The sequence below is a fragment of the Bacteroides faecis MAJ27 genome (assembly GCF_900106755.1).
Lineage (GTDB): Bacteria > Bacteroidota > Bacteroidia > Bacteroidales > Bacteroidaceae > Bacteroides > Bacteroides faecis.
On the sequence record NZ_FNNN01000009.1, the window covers coordinates 155,947 to 170,566 of the forward strand.

Annotated in this window: 8 protein-coding genes; 7 read left to right on the top strand and 1 reads right to left on the bottom strand. The window is 46.0% G+C overall.

Going from position 1 to position 14,620, the window contains the following annotated elements; all coding sequences use genetic code 11:
• Positions 1-88: 88 nt before the first annotated feature.
• Positions 89-1,714: a tetratricopeptide repeat protein gene (locus tag BLW31_RS10130; protein WP_010536281.1), complete on the bottom strand. Its 1,626-nt coding sequence runs from the start codon at positions 1,712-1,714 to the stop codon at positions 89-91.
• A 199-nt stretch (positions 1,715-1,913) separates the two neighbouring features.
• Here BLW31_RS10130 and BLW31_RS10135 point away from each other — a divergent pair, with 199 nt between their 5' ends.
• The 7 genes from BLW31_RS10135 to BLW31_RS10165 all read left to right on the top strand — a co-directional run bounded on the left by BLW31_RS10135 (position 1,914) and on the right by BLW31_RS10165 (position 14,610).
• A complete protein-coding gene (locus BLW31_RS10135; RefSeq protein ID WP_010536280.1) occupies positions 1,914-4,979 on the top strand; it encodes a SusC/RagA family TonB-linked outer membrane protein in 3,066 nt (1,021 codons plus the stop codon).
• A 19-nt stretch (positions 4,980-4,998) separates the two neighbouring features.
• Entirely contained in the window at positions 4,999-6,528 is a 1,530-nt protein-coding gene (locus tag BLW31_RS10140; RefSeq protein ID WP_010536279.1) for a RagB/SusD family nutrient uptake outer membrane protein, read from the top strand.
• Between the two features lie 127 nt (positions 6,529-6,655).
• Positions 6,656-8,971, top strand: coding sequence for a beta-glucosidase BglX (gene bglX, locus BLW31_RS10145; RefSeq protein WP_010536278.1), 2,316 nt, complete (start codon positions 6,656-6,658; stop codon positions 8,969-8,971).
• A gap of 164 nt (positions 8,972-9,135) precedes the next feature.
• Positions 9,136-10,458, top strand: coding sequence for a glucoamylase family protein (locus tag BLW31_RS10150; RefSeq protein ID WP_372450267.1), 1,323 nt, complete (start codon positions 9,136-9,138; stop codon positions 10,456-10,458).
• A gap of 167 nt (positions 10,459-10,625) precedes the next feature.
• Positions 10,626-11,912 (top strand): hypothetical protein, encoded by a 1,287-nt coding sequence (locus BLW31_RS10155; RefSeq protein WP_029425233.1) that lies wholly within the window; start codon positions 10,626-10,628, stop codon positions 11,910-11,912.
• Entirely contained in the window at positions 11,909-13,048 is a 1,140-nt protein-coding gene (locus BLW31_RS10160) for a CHASE2 domain-containing protein (RefSeq protein ID WP_010536276.1), read from the top strand. The genes BLW31_RS10155 and BLW31_RS10160 overlap by 4 nt, the downstream gene beginning before the upstream one ends.
• The gene (locus BLW31_RS10165) at positions 13,045-14,610 is read left to right on the top strand and encodes a caspase family protein (RefSeq protein WP_010536275.1); all 1,566 of its coding nucleotides are present in this window, start codon (positions 13,045-13,047) and stop codon (positions 14,608-14,610) included. Before BLW31_RS10160 ends, BLW31_RS10165 begins: the two co-directional genes overlap by 4 nt.
• The last annotated feature ends 10 nt before the right edge of the window (positions 14,611-14,620 follow it).

Sequence of the window (14,620 nt, forward strand, 5' to 3'; positions counted from 1 at the left end):
TAAGTTACAAGATTAAATATAGGCCTCAGTAGTAAGTTACAAAAGAGTTACAGAAAAGTCACAAAGATGTCACACACCCAGTAAACCTCTATAGAACAAGGTATTGTCGTGTAGTCATCCATTCAAAAAAGTCTTCACCCAATTTAATTTTCATACGACTTTTCCTACTTTTAAATGCTCCTTCAGAAGCACGTGTACATAATAAGATTGTTTCTTTAGAGCAACCCAACAAAAAAAATGCGCAATGAAGCAAGTCCTCTTTTGTTAAATCAACGTGTTGAATTTTCAATTTAAGCATAATGTCACCAAAAGTTTCATAAATACTCTCACAAATTATCTGCCCTTCTTGAATACTTAAAGAGACATCAACTCCCATCTTTTTCTCTAAGAAAAGAAGTTTTTCATAAACTTCCGTCCTTCGAAACAACTGAAGACAAAGTTTTAAACTCGGCTCCAGCATTTTTATAAAATCAGATTCACTATTATCCTGACCTTCAATGTCTCCAGAAAGAATATCCGTACGGTTCTTCATTAACTGACTTTGCAGTTCAAGATATTTCTTTTTACGACTTTTATCAATCAAAAGATAAACCGTTCCTCCAATGATAAAGAAGAGCAACAGTAATAAGACCTCTATCTTATATCTTCCTCCGAGTTTCTGTTGATAAAGTTCGATTTCATATTTATCAACCAAATGAGCTGTTTCTACCGCCTTTGTCGTATCGTAGATCGAATCAAGATAATAGATAAAAGAATCTGCAGCCTCTATAACAGCAGGATAATTTTTCTCCTCCTTCTCTAGTTTATATAATTCGCCATAACTCCCTCCACGATTATATATATAAGGAGAAGATTTACTCCGATTCAAATAGTATCGTGCAGAATCTATTTGATGCAAGTTTCGCAGAATCCTTCCTTTCCAGAGATATTCTGTGAATAAACTAGTACCTGCAGGTGCAGAAGATATAGAAGCAGATATATATTGATTTGCCTTCTGAGATTCTCCTTCTTCGCTATATAAAATACCCAATTCACCCAATATAAGAGATTTATAATAATCTTCCCCTATATTTTCAGCAATATCCAATGCCTCTTGATAATAGACCAAAGCACTATCCAGTTGATGTTGAAGCATAAAAACATACCCTATTCCTCTGACAGCATAAAATAAGCCATCATCTTTCTTTTGCTTAATATAAATTTCATGCGCTTTATGATGCGCACGCATAGCATCCTCATAAAGATTCTGCTCCTCATAGCATCCCGCCAAATTCTCATAAATTGCCCCCAAATAAAGATGTTCACTCTCTTTAGGAATAACCTTCAGTGCTTGCAAAAAATCTTTCACTGCTAAATCCATACACCGCATATCCCGATACACGCAGCCCCGATAATAATAAGCCTGCATTTTTCGCTCATCATTCCAACTTCTTTTATAATAATCTACTGCATACCGAATTAACGAATCACTTGATTCATGAATATACATCTTAGTTCTTGCGCGAGTTAAAAATATTGCATAATCAGCCCTATTAGAACCAGACAATTTTTCCACATGTGGAATCGATTCAAGAATAGCCAAAGCACTGTCAGGAAACTCTTGCATCAGCGAATCGGCACGATGTAAAAGAGACGTTTTATCACTATCTCGATGGCAGGCAAAGAGAAATATGAAAAAGAATAATCCTGTTATTGAATATTTATGTAATTTCATTATTTCTTTCGTTTTACAAATGTACATAAAGAAAAGCAAACAAGCAACAAAAAGACAAATAAAAATAATCTACACCTACTCTGACAATGTTAAAATTGAGCTTTCTATGTCTTTCCAAAATCTTTTTTGCATTTCATTTGTTCACTTTGTTACTTTCGCCGGAAGACGGCAGAATAAACTTCAACCTAAATAATAACGAATGGAAAAATTTAATGCAATGAGGACTAGACTTTTACAAGATCTTCAAAAGAAAACCATCTGGTTTAAGAGCATAGTGGCGCTCACTTGCTTGTTGCTGACCTCCGCATCTGCCTTTGCACAGACAAAGACTGTGACTGGTACGGTAACAGATGCCACCAATGAACCGCTGATCGGTGCATCGGTGCTCGTACAAGGAACTTCCACCGGAACCATCACCGATATGGACGGTAAGTATTCAATCTCCGTCACACCGGAAGACGTACTGGTATTCTCTTATGTAGGAATGAACGCACAAAGCGTCAAAGTCGGAACGCAGAATGTGATCAACGTCACGCTGAAAGAAGACTCGCAGATGCTAGCCGAAACAGTAGTTATCGGATACGGTAGTGCCAAGAAAAGAGATTTGACAGGTTCTATCACTAACATCAAAGGAGAGGAAATAGCCAATAAACCTGCGACGAATCCATTATCTTCCCTACAGGGTAAAGTGGCAGGTGTACAAATCGTAAACTCCGGACATGCCGGTGCCGACCCCGAAATCCGTATCCGTGGTACAAACTCCATCAACGGATACAAACCGTTGTATGTTGTAGACGGATTATTCAATGACAACATCAACTTCCTCAATCCGGAAGATATCGAGTCTATGGAAATCCTGAAAGACCCGTCATCACTTGCCATCTTCGGTGTGCGCGGTGCGAATGGTGTCATTATCATCACCACCAAGAAAGCCAAAGAAGGACAGACTCTGGTAAACATCAATACCTCCTTCGGTTTCAAGAAAGTAGTAGATAAAGTGGACATGGTTAACGGTCCGCAATTCAGGGAACTGTACAGCGAACAGCTCGCCAATCAAAAAGACGATCCGTTCGACTTTAGCGGCTGGAATGCAAATACCAACTGGCAGGATGAGATTTTTCAGACTGCCTTCATCACCAACAATAATATCAGCATTACCGGAGCTTCTCCGAAGCACAGCTTCTATCTGGGTGTAGGTTACTCTCACGAACAAGGAAACATCAAGCATGAGAAGTTCAGCAAAGTGACCATCAATGCAAGTAATGACTACAAAATCACGGACTTTCTGAAAGTCGGCTTCCAGTTCAATGGGGCACGTACGCTACCTGCTGATTCCAAGCAGGTATTGGGGGCTCTCCGTGCCACTCCTATCGCACCGGTATACAATAAGGAATACGGCTTATACAGCGTTCTACCCGAATTTCAGAAAGCACAGATCAACAATCCGATGGTAGACGTCGAGCTGAAAGCCAATACGACCAAAGCCGAAAACTACCGGGCATCGGGTAATATCTATGGTGAAGTGGACTTTCTGAAACATTTCACCTTCAAAGCGATGTTCTCTATGGACTATGCTTCCAACAACGGACGTACTTATCTGCCTATCATGAAAGTGTACGACGATACAGCTGCAGGAGATGTCGTGACACTGGGAACCGGCAAAACGGAAGTCAGCCAGTTCAAGGAAAATGAAACGAAAGTACAGAGCGACTATCTGCTGACCTATACCAACAGCTTTGACAATGGCAATCACAACCTGACTGCTACAGCCGGTTTCACCACTTATTACAATTCGCTGAGCCGACTGGACGGAGCACGCAAACAAGGTGTCGGTCTGGTTATTCCTGACGATCCGGACAAATGGTTTGTCAGTATCGGTGATGCCGCAACAGCTACCAACGGAAGTACCCAATGGGAGCGGAGTACGGTATCCATGCTGGCACGTGTGATCTACAACTATAAAGGGAAATACCTGTTCAACGGTTCGTTCCGCCGGGACGGTTCTTCCGCCTTCTCCTACACAGGCAATGAGTGGCAGAACTTCTTCTCATTAGGTGGTGGCTGGCTGATGACCGAAGAAGAGTTTATGAAAGATATCAAATGGCTCGACATGTTGAAACTCAAGGCATCTTACGGTACGTTAGGTAACCAGAATCTGGACAAAGCCTACCCCGCCGAACCTCTATTGACAAATGCTTACTCAGCAGTTTTCGGCAAGCCATCCATTATTTACCCCGGATACCAGCTCGCCTATCTGCCTAACCCTAATCTGCGTTGGGAAAAAGTAGAAGCCTGGGAAGCTGGTTTCGAAACGAACGTGCTGCGCAACCGCCTGCATTTTGAAGGAGTATATTATAAGAAAAGGACAAAAGACCTGCTAGCCGAAGTGCCCGGTATCTCCGGAACAGTGCCCGGCATCGGCAACTTGGGAGAAATCCAGAACATGGGTGTTGAAATGGCAGCCAGCTGGCGTGACCAGATCGGTGACTGGGGATACTCTGTCAGTGCCAACCTGACCACCATCAAGAATAAGGTGAAGAGCCTCGTTCAGGATGGATACTCCATCATTGCCGGAGATAAACAGCAGAGTTACACCATGGCAGGCTACCCTATCGGATACTTCTATGGTTACAAAGTAGCAGGCGTCTACCAGTCGCAAGCCGACATCGACGCATCGCCCGAAAACACCCTTGCCACAGTCACTCCCGGTGACCTGAAGTTCGCCGACGTGAACAGAGACGGCAAGATTACCTCGGAAGACCGTACAATGATAGGTAACCCGACACCGGATTTCACCTATGGCCTTTCGCTCGGACTAACGTATAAGAACTGGTCACTGGGTATCGACATGATGGGACAGCATGGTAACGAGATTTTCCGTACCTGGGACAATTACAACTTTGCACAGTTCAACTATCTGGCACAACGCATGGACCGCTGGCACGGAGAAGGCACTTCCAACAGCCAGCCATTGCTGAACTCCAAACATTCCATCAACACGTTAAATTCGGATTATTACATCGAAGACGGAAGTTTCTTCCGCATCCGTAACGTGCAGCTTGCCTACTCATTCGACAAGTCTTTGCTTGCCAAGATACGCCTGCAGGCACTGAAAGTCTATGTCAACATACAAAACCTGAAGACATGGAAGCATAACACCGGCTACACCCCGGAACTGGGTGGCAGCGCTACCGCCTTCGGAGTAGACAATGGCAGTTACCCCGTACCCGCCGTCTACACCTTCGGTATCAACCTAACTTTTTGATCTTTAAAACAATAATGGTATGAAACTAAATAAATATCTTTTTTCCACTTTCATTGCCGCTTCTGCCTTGCTAATAAGCAGTTGCAGCGACTTTCTGGACCGGAGTCCGCAGGGACAATTTACCGAAGACGACAATCCCAACGCATTGGTCAACGGTAAAATCTATAATGTCTATACCATGATGCGTAACTTCAACATCACTGCCGGCACCCCCGCCCTTGCCATCCATTGTCTGCGTTCCGAAGATTCCGAGAAGGGAAGTATTCCGAGCGACGGATCGGACGTAGCCGAAATGTACGATGACTTTCTGTACACTCCAACCAACGGTCTGTTAGGGGCTTACTGGGGACAGAATTACGCCGTCATCTACCAATGTAATGATATCCTCGATGCCATTGCCGAGAAAGAAACTGCCGGACAAACGGAAGCCGAAGACATCATCAACAAAGGAGAGGCTTCTTTCTTCCGTGCTTACTGTTACTTCAATCTGGTAAGAGCCTTTGGCGAAGTACCTCTGGTGACTTACAAAATCAACGACGCTTCGGAAGCCAACATTCCGAAAACGACTGCTGATAAAATCTACGAGCAGATTGATACCGACCTGAAAACAGCGGAAGAGTCATTGCCCGAAACATGGAGTACCGAATATACCGGACGACTGACCTGGGGGGCCGCCCGTTCACTTCATGCCCGTACCTATATGATGCGCAACGACTGGAACAATATGTACACAGCTTCTACCGACGTTATCAATAAAGGTTTATATAATCTGAAAACACCCTATAATGAAATATTTACCGATGACGGTGAGAATAGCGGAGGTTCCATATTCGAACTGCAATGTACAGCCACAGCCGCTCTCCCGCAAAGTGAAGTGATCGGCAGTCAGTTCTGCGAAGTGCAAGGCATACGCGGAGCCGGTCAGTGGGACTTAGGATGGGGATGGCACATGGCCACCCAGTTTATGGCAGACGCCTACGAAGCAGGAGACCCTCGTAAGAACGCTACGCTGCTCTACTTCCGTAAATCGGACGATGAGCCTATTACTCCGGAAAACACCAACGAGCCTTATGGTGAGTCACCCGTTTCTCCGGCTATGGGAGCTTACTTCAACAAGAAAGCCTATACGGACCCTGCCCTGCGTAAAGAATACACCAACAAAGGTTTCTGGGTAAATATCCGTCTGATCCGGTATTCGGACGTAGTATTGATGGCTGCCGAAGCTGCCAACGAAAAGAATATCCCCGGAGAAGCAATAGATTATCTGGAAATGGTACGCGCACGTGCCAGAGGCAGCAATACGAATATATTGCCGAAAGTAACAACCACCGATCAGGGAGAATTGCGGGAAGCCATCCGCCACGAACGCCGCGTGGAACTCGGACTTGAGTTCGACCGTTTCTATGACCTTGTACGTTGGGGAATCGCTGCGGATGTATTGCACGCCGCCGGAAAAGTAAACTATCAGGCCAAGAATGCCTTATTGCCTTTGCCTCAATCAGAGATTGACAAGTCAAAGGGAGTGCTGGTACAGAATCCGGATTATTAATATAATATGAAATAATAAATTTAGGCACGGATTACACGGATTTCACGGCTTTAAGAGATTAGACAGGCTATTGAAAACCGTGTTAATCCGTGTAATCCGTGCTTAAAAATTAAACAGATAAAACGATATGATAAATAAGAAAATATTTTTTTCATTTCTACTGCTCACTGCCGGCTTCCTGAGTGCGGCAGCGCAGAAATCGCCGCAGGACATGGACCGTTTCATCGACGCACTGATGAAGAAGATGACTGTGGAAGAAAAGATAGGGCAACTGAACCTCCCCGTCGCAGGAGAGATCACTACAGGACAAGCCAAAAGCAGTGACATCGCCGCCAAAATAAAACGGGGCGAAGTGGGCGGCCTGTTCAATCTGAAAGGAGTAGAGAAAATACGTGATGTACAGAAACAGGCAGTAGAACAATCCCGTCTGGGTATCCCCTTGCTGTTTGGTATGGATGTCATCCACGGATACGAAACAATGTTCCCCATTCCGTTAGGACTGTCCTGTACCTGGGATATGACCGCCATTGAAGAATCGGCACGCATTGCAGCCATAGAGGCCAGTGCCGACGGTATCTCATGGACATTCAGCCCGATGGTGGACATCTCACGCGACCCACGTTGGGGACGTGTTTCCGAAGGCAGCGGTGAAGACCCGTTTCTCGGAGCAATGATTGCCGAAGCAATGATACTCGGTTATCAGGGAAAGAATATGCAGCGGAATGACGAAATCATGGCCTGCGTAAAACACTTTGCACTGTATGGCGCAGGGGAAGGCGGACGCGACTACAACACGGTAGACATGAGCCGCCAGCGGATGTTCAATGAATACATGCTGCCCTACGAAGCTGCTGTTGAAGCCGGTGTAGGAAGTGTGATGGCATCGTTCAACGAAGTAGACGGTGTGCCTGCTACCGCCAACAAGTGGCTGATGACAGACGTACTGCGTGGTCAGTGGGGCTTCAACGGATTTGTAGTAACCGACTACACCGGAATCTCTGAAATGATCGACCACGGTATAGGCGACCTGCAAACAGTTTCCGCACGTGCCATCAATGCCGGAGTAGACATGGATATGGTAAGCGAGGGCTTTGTCGGCACACTCAAAAAGTCTGTTCAGGAAGGCAAGGTTTCTATGGCAACACTGAATACCGCCTGCCGCCGTATTCTGGAAGCTAAATACAAACTGGGATTATTTGACAACCCCTACAAATATTGCGACCCGAAACGTCCTGCACGTGACATCTTTACGAAAGCGCATCGCGACGCTGCCCGCAGAATTGCCGCAGAAAGTTTTGTGCTTTTAAAGAACGACGACGTGACACTCATTCCGGGAACTCCTGCGGAACCTCTTCTTCCCTTCAATCCGAAAGGTAACATCGCCGTGATAGGCCCGCTCGCCGACAGCCGGACAAACATGCCCGGTACATGGAGCGTAGCTGCCGTACTCGACCGGTGTCCGTCGTTGGTAGAAGGACTGAAAGAAATGACTGCCGGAAAAGCCAATATTCTTTATGCCAAAGGCAGCAATCTGATCAGTGACGCATCCTACGAAGAACGTGCCACCATGTTCGGACGTTCGCTGAACCGTGATAACCGGACAGACCAGCAACTGCTGGATGAAGCATTGACAGTAGCCAACCAGTCGGATATCATCATCGCCGCCCTCGGAGAGTCATCCGAAATGAGCGGAGAAAGCAGCAGCCGTACCGACCTGAACATTCCGGATGTACAGCAAAACCTGTTGAAGGAATTGCTGAAAACCGGGAAACCCGTTGTATTGGTATTATTTACAGGCCGTCCGCTGACACTGACTTGGGAGCAGGAGCATGTACCCGCCATTCTGAATGTATGGTTCGGAGGCAGCGAAGCTGCTTATGCCATTGGCGACGCGCTCTTCGGATATGTCAATCCGGGTGGAAAACTGACCATGAGCTTCCCGAAGAATGTCGGTCAGATTCCGCTGTATTATGCGCATAAGAATACAGGACGTCCGCTGGCACAAGGCAAATGGTTCGAAAAGTTCCGCAGCAATTATCTGGATGTAGACAACGAACCGCTTTATCCATTCGGATACGGACTTTCTTACACGACCTTCTCCTACGGGGATATCGACCTGAGCCGTTCTACCATCGATATGACGGGAGAGCTGACGGCAGCAGTAATGGTAACCAATACCGGGACATGGCCGGGATCAGAAGTAGTGCAACTCTACATTCGGGATCTTGTCGGCAGTACCACCCGTCCGGTGAAAGAACTGAAAGGCTTTCAGAAGATATTCCTCGAACCGGGACAGTCAGAGATTGTACGGTTCAAGATTGCACCGGAAATGCTGAGGTATTACAACTACGACCTGCAACTGGTAGCAGAACCGGGTGAGTTTGAAGTAATGATCGGAACAAACAGCCGGGACGTGAAATCCGCACGATTCACGCTAAAATAAAAATCGTACAATAGGCACGGATTACACGGATTCACACGGTCTTTAACTGCGCAATCTCTTAAAACCGTGAAATCCGTGTAATCCGTGCCTAAATCTTATTCTCTCATTTAAATCCACAATCAATGAAAAAACTATCTCTCTATATTGCGCTTTTCTGCCTCATAATGACGGCAGGAGCGTGTAAGAACAAGACTGGCGGACAAACCACCGCCAGTTCCGAACTTTCGGATGACGCCCTGATGGACACCGTTCAGCGTCGCACCTTTCTCTACTTTTGGGAGGGTGCCGAACCCAACAGCGGGCTTGCGCCCGAACGGTATCATGTAGACGGGGTATATCCGCAAAACGACGCCAATGTAGTTACTTCGGGCGGCAGTGGTTTCGGTATTATGGCTATTCTTGCCGGAATAGACCGTGGCTACGTCACCCGCGAAGAAGGTCTGGCACGAATGGAACGTATCGTTTCCTTCCTCGAAAAAGCAGACCGCTTTCACGGAGCATATCCGCACTGGTGGTATGGCGATACGGGAAAGGTGAAACCTTTCGGTCAGAAAGATAATGGAGGCGACCTGGTAGAAACCGCTTTCCTGATACAAGGTCTGCTTGCCGTACACCAGTATTATATCAATGGCAACGAGAAAGAAAAAGCTCTGGCCCAACGTATCGACCAAATTTGGCGGGACGTCGACTGGAACTGGTATCGTAAGGGGGGACAAAACGTGTTATATTGGCACTGGAGCCCCACATACGGTTGGGAAATGGATTTCCCGATACATGGCTATAACGAATGTATGATTATGTATATCCTCGCCGCAGCCTCTCCTACCCACGGAGTTCCGGCAGCCGTCTATCACGATGGCTGGGCGCAGAATGGGGCTATCGTCTCTCCGCATAAAGTGGAAGGTATCGAGTTGCATCTTCGCTACCAGGGTACAGAAGCCGGCCCGCTTTTCTGGGCACAGTATTCTTTCCTGGGGCTCGATCCGGTAGGATTAAAAGATGAATATTGTCCGAGCTACTTCCACGAGATGAGGAACCTGACACTCGTGAATCGTGCTTACTGCATCCGTAATCCCAAGCATTACAAAGGTTTCGGACCGGACTGCTGGGGATTGACAGCCAGCTACTCCGTTGACGGCTATGCCGCTCACTCACCGAACGAACAGGATGACAAAGGGGTGATCTCCCCTACCGCCGCCCTTTCGTCCATCGTCTATACTCCGGAATACTCGATGCAAGTGATGCGCTACCTATACAACATGGGTGATAAAGTCTTCGGTCCTTTCGGATTCTACGATGCTTTCAGCGAAACGGACAACTGGTATCCACAACGTTATCTTGCCATTGACCAAGGGCCTATCGCAGTCATGATTGAAAATTACCGCACAGGGCTGCTATGGAAACTCTTTATGAGCCATCCCGACGTACAGGCAGGACTTACCAAGCTAGGTTTTAATACCAACAAGCAGGATGTAAGGCAGAAATAAAGAAACCAACCATCATCTAATTTTCAAGAGTTGCCTCAAAGCATCTCAACTCCCCGCTCTCAAGGAGGATGTGTCTAAATCTGACACATCCTCCTTGTCTATAAACACGTCCCTTTCTAAGAACTTAGAAAGTACTGCTTTCCAAATTATTAGCATATTTTTTGCTCATGTTCTATTTTTTAGCGAATATTGCAGAAAAGTTCAAGACTTTAATACTGCTGACAAATAATTATGAGGTTATCACTTTTCTTGTGTCTATTCGTATATTTCTCTTTTTCTGTACGCGTCTGTGCAGCAAAAGACGACTGCCTCCCTGGGTATTCGAAAATCAGGAAGGTCTTTATTTGGGAGTATCCGAAGTCATGGATGATGCCGGTCTGGCCTTGCTACAAGCCCAGACACGTGCCGTACTGAACTTTTGTCTGACCCAAGGTTTACCTTTCAAAACCATTACTACTTCAGAAATAGATGTAGAAGGAAAAAAAGAATCCACCCGACGTCTGGAAGCAGCACGACTGGAATTGTCAGGTTTTGAATGCGCACTAGAGAAATTATACGCACACCCATCCGGAGAATACTTTGTACTATGTCGGGTAAAACAAGGTAAATCCAATAATAAAATCATTTTCAGCAGGGACGTCAGCAAGAAAAACCATTCCTCCGGGATTGATTCCTGTCTGGTAAGCAGCCTCATCGCAACTACGTTGGGACACCATTCCTACAGTGAATCTGTCGTTTACAACAAGAATAACGGTAAAGAAGAGATCACAGTAAAAGTAGGGGAAAACGTATTACCCGGCAAAACCAGTTATCGCTATGCAGAATACCCTCCACAAGCGAACAAAGAGAAAATGGGCCTGAAGTTTTCTTATGATTTGCAGCATTCCTTTGGACGGGCGTGGATAGGAGCCCTCACGCAAATTCCACTTTGCAATAAAGTAGTATCTGTCGCAAGCGTGATATCTAGTTCTACAAAATCGAATGAAAAAGAAGAGATTGAATCGATATTCAATAGTATTTCAAAACTTAGTGGAACATCGGAAGGAGTTCCTTTTCCTTTATATTGCACAGGTATTACAAAAGGACAGTTAATCATAGAAGCCGGAATTTATGGTACAGTCAAAGAAAATATTGCAGAACAAATTTGTTCCACTGGTATGGGAGAATCTAAAGACGGTATCGCAGCTTGTTCCGACGCATTGGTTACTGTTTTGATAGAAACTGCTTCGATGATTCAGGCAGAAGTAAGTTCAACTATCAAATCCTATGTCCCCAATGATGCCTCGCCCGATGGCAATAAATCAATGCACGCCCTTATCGACGCTTTCACTTCTAAGACAGATCTCTCACTGAAGAATTTCCGAATTGGATGGCAACAATTACCTGAAGGTATTGTCTGTATCTGCACCTGTCCGACACCTAAAACTGGAGCAAAGAAGGAGGTACTGCCATGAAACATAAGTTCTGGAGTTTTCGCTTCTGGCTACACCGAAGCCACCTCTACATTACATTAGGGATTTTCCTTTTCTCATTTTTGGTGATCTATATTCCGCTGAACACCTCTTTCTTCGATCCGGTAACCCGTGCATTCGAAGATTTCCGCCTGTCCGATCTCTTCCTCCGCCTGTCAAACAGGAATTCAATGCCGGAAAGCAATGAGATCTTTGTGGTAGACGTAACCTCCATCCGCAACCGCAAAGCCATAGCAGAGACAATTGCCGAAGTAGCTGCTACTTCTCCTAAAGTGATCGCACTGGATATCATGTTTCCGGACGATGACCGTTCTGAAGACAATCTAATCCTGATGCAGACACTCGATACCATTCCGGCTACAATTGTAACGGCCTCCGAAGTATCAGACGACAACAACGTGCTCTCTTCCTTCTTCACCCCTGCCCTACCGCAACTTCGTGAAGGATATACCAATACAACGATGAACAACACATACAGCAAGTGCCTGCGAACCTATACCACCACAGTCACCAACGAAGACGATACGCTTCGTTCGCTCCCCTTACAAATCGCACTTGCTTACCAGCCAAGCCTCCGTTATGAGAAGGATGCTGAGCAACTGATCAATTATTCGGACGTACACATTCGCAAAGTACTCCCCACCGATATTTCCCTTTTCGCCGACCGTTTCAAAGATAAAATAGTAGTGATAGGCATCGCTTCGGGCAAGGAAGATTTGCATCTGACACCTGTAGGAGACCTTAGCGGACCGGAAATTGTGGCACTCTCTGCACATACCCTTATCCACCATCGGGAAATTACTGAGATGCCGGTCTGGCTGGGAGTAGTGTTAGGCTTTCTACTGACCTATTGCTTTGTAGTGACATGCAGTTACCTGCACATCAAATACGAGAAAACAGATAATATCCGTATTACCCTTTCCGCTATTCTGGTAACTATACTATTGGTATTTATCAATCTGATAGTCAATCATTTCTTCCACTACAGCATTAGTCTTATATATGCATTCACCGGCATCGTACTGACAGGTAATGCGCTTTCGTTCTATGTGGGCTGGCTGCTATGGCTGCAAGAGAAAAAGAAGTTGAAACACCCGGAAAAAACACTTTACTTATGAAAAAAACAGTATGCATATTATGGTTACTTTGCACGGTTCTCGCTTCAGCAATAGCGCAACAAACACCAACCACTGCACAGATAATGAGCAAAGCCTCCGAATACTGGGCCAAGCAGGATTATACACAGGCTGCCAGTTGGTATCGCAAGGCTGCCGAGAGAGGAGATGCCACAGCGCAGAACTGTTTAGGTAACTGTTATTTTTCGGGAAAAGGTGTGGATCAGAGCGATATGTACGCCCTGGCATGGTATCAGAGGGCCGCAGCACAGGACAATCCGGATGGAATGGTGAATTTAGGATATTGTTACTATATAGGCAAAGGCATTGCCCAAGACTATGATACAGCGATGTCGTGGCTGCAAAAAGCCAAAGTTCTTTATACCCGTGCCCGGAAAAAAGGCGCAGATGTACAAAAAGAACTGGACAGAATCAATGCTATGTCGAAAAAGCCGACCTTTGCTCAAAACGAAAGTCCGATACCGGCTTCTTTCGTTACCGGTGAAGCCCCTGTCACACCGGCCTCACCGGTCGTGAAAATTATTCCGCCGGAAGGTTTCCCTTATTTCAGTGAAACTCAACTGGAAATCCGTTACAGCGTAGATACTCCGCCGGACAATCCGGTAAAAGAAGTAAAGGTCACAGTCAACGGTGAGATACAGCCGACAGCGCGTGTCGTAAAAAAGGGACGAAGCGTGACGGTGACTCTGCCCAAAGACGATAGCAGCATATCCATCTCCGCCCGTAATAATACGGGATGGAGTGAAACGGAATTCCTCCGGCTCAAATGGGACAAATCGAAAGAAAACCTGATACGGCCTAATCTTTACGTGCTGGCTATCGGAATCAATGATTACGATCAGATTCACCCTCCGTTGAAAATGGCGGTGAAAGACATGAATGACTTCGTTCGGGTGGTGGAGAAGAAAAAGCATGCGCCTTACGAAAACATTTATGTGACCAAGCTCTCAGACAAGGAAGCTACCCGCCAGAAGATTGAAGACGAATTGTGTCAGTTGGCGGCAAGGGCAGAAAGTACCGACTTTACTTTCATCTTCTTCGCCGGACACGGACTAAAAGATAACAAAGACCGATTCTATCTGGCACCGGTCGATGCGAATATAGAAATGATCCGCAGTTCCTGCATCGATGCCGACAGATTCTCGGGCTATCTGGACGATATACGTGGCAAGGTAGTTGTATTTGCCGATGCCTGCTATTCCGGGGCACTGTTACAGGGACGCCGGAGTGTGTCTTCGCTGGATATGCAGAAGGTTGTTTCGGAGATGAACCGTGCCAAACCGGGAAGATATATTTATGCATCGAGCGAGGATGATACCGTTTCCAACGAGTTGCCGGAGTGGAAAAACGGTGCTTTCACCAAAGCACTGATCGAAGCATTCGAAGGGAAAGCAAAGGCAGAAGGACAAAAGGCACTGACCACCGTCGAGCTCATGAATTTCCTGCGCAAGCGAATGAAGGAAATTATTAAAGGCGACAATAACCGGAAACAGATCCCCGGATTTGACGGCTGGAATGAGGAATTCCCATTATTTACTTATTAACAGGCATCCA

Bases quoted from the DNA above. Each gene is read 5' to 3' on its own strand.
- BLW31_RS10130 (WP_010536281.1), bottom strand. From the start codon at position 1,714: ATGAAATTACATAAATATTCAATAACAGGATTATTCTTTTTCATATTT.
- BLW31_RS10135 (WP_010536280.1), top strand. From the start codon at position 1,914: ATGGAAAAATTTAATGCAATGAGGACTAGACTTTTACAAGATCTTCAA.
- BLW31_RS10140 (WP_010536279.1), top strand. From the start codon at position 4,999: ATGAAACTAAATAAATATCTTTTTTCCACTTTCATTGCCGCTTCTGCC.
- bglX (WP_010536278.1), top strand. From the start codon at position 6,656: ATGATAAATAAGAAAATATTTTTTTCATTTCTACTGCTCACTGCCGGC.
- BLW31_RS10150 (WP_372450267.1), top strand. From the start codon at position 9,136: ATGACGGCAGGAGCGTGTAAGAACAAGACTGGCGGACAAACCACCGCC.
- BLW31_RS10155 (WP_029425233.1), top strand. From the start codon at position 10,626: ATGTTCTATTTTTTAGCGAATATTGCAGAAAAGTTCAAGACTTTAATA.
- BLW31_RS10160 (WP_010536276.1), top strand. From the start codon at position 11,909: ATGAAACATAAGTTCTGGAGTTTTCGCTTCTGGCTACACCGAAGCCAC.
- BLW31_RS10165 (WP_010536275.1), top strand. From the start codon at position 13,045: ATGAAAAAAACAGTATGCATATTATGGTTACTTTGCACGGTTCTCGCT.